Origin of the sequence: Microcystis sp. M53598_WE2 (genome assembly GCF_030067735.1) — a bacterium.
Classification (GTDB): Bacteria; Cyanobacteriota; Cyanobacteriia; order Cyanobacteriales; family Microcystaceae; genus Microcystis; species Microcystis aeruginosa.
The window spans coordinates 1-1,178 of the sequence record NZ_JASJFE010000627.1 but is presented as its reverse complement, the minus strand read 5'-3'; the positions used below and the strand labels follow the sequence as shown (position 1 = coordinate 1,178).

The window sequence follows — 1,178 nt, the reverse complement described above, 5'->3', positions numbered from 1 at the left end:
GGGTGGTTCAATCTTTGATGATTCTTGGGTGGTTTTGAACCCATAAAACAGGGCTATCAAAGCAGCAATTGCACTGCCAAACCACAAATAATTACCATAGACATTTTTCGCTTTGCGAGGCTGATTGAGGTCTTTTAATGCCGCTGAAGCTGATGTATAGCGGTTACTTAGACCTGGCGCAATTAGACCATCTAAAACTTCCGCTAATTGAGAACTAACCGTATTTTCCCCAAGCCAGTCTCGCCATACCCAATTATTATCACCATCCACTAAATTAAACGGTGATGTATTAGTTAATAAATAAATACAGGTTACACCTAAACTATAGAGGTCACTAGCAAAAACCGCTTTTCCTCGTAATTGTTCTGGGGCGACAAATTCCGCAGTTCCGATGCTAGTTCCCGTTTTAGCCAGGTTAGTTCCCGTGTGGAGTTTAGTCGCCCCAAAATCTACTAAAAAGAGACGTTTATCGCTTGTTCTACGGATAATATTAGCGGGTTTAACATCCCGATGAATTAGGTTTTTAGCGTGTAGATATTGTAAAATCGGTAAAATTTGATTGAGTATATCTCGGATTTGGCTTTCTCTAAATACCCCCCTTGCTGCTAATTCTTGTTCTAAGGTTTCTCCTGGAATGAACTCTTGGATAAGATACTGTTGTTCATCTATATAAAAATATGCCAAAAATTTGGGGATTTGGGGATGGTTAAGCACCTGTAAACTTTGGGCTTCTCGACGGAAGAGGCCAGAGGATACCTGAGCATCATTAGTCCTATGGGGGGAAAATTGTTTAATCGCACAGGGAGGGTGATTAGTTTCGCTTTCATCTATACCTAAATAGGTGATGCCAAACCCCCCAGACCCAATTTCTCTCAATCCTCGATAGCGAGCGCCTAACTTTAATGACTGACCGCAGCGTTCACAGGATACAATATCTTTAGGGTTTTCGTGGCGACAGGTGGGATTAAAACAAAGACTCATAGTTTTTCCCCAGGACATAGTTATCGCTTAACTCTAACACAGATGCTGAGACTATGAGACCATCAACTGTTGATGATTATTACTGAACTTCCCCGTTGACAAAAGGCCATAACATCTGCTGTAGGAGGGATTAAGAGTATTCAAACTCATCGTCCCCAAGTCCTCCAATAAAGTCCGAAAACTAGGCCCGGGAAAGT

General features: G+C 41.8%; 1 protein-coding gene. It reads right to left on the bottom strand.

The window, feature by feature from the left end; translation table 11 throughout:
- Positions 1–981 (bottom strand): serine/threonine-protein kinase (locus PX636_RS12780; RefSeq protein ID WP_288117481.1); only part of this gene is annotated, 981 nt, incomplete at its 3' end.
- Between the last annotated feature and the right edge of the window lie 197 nt (positions 982–1,178).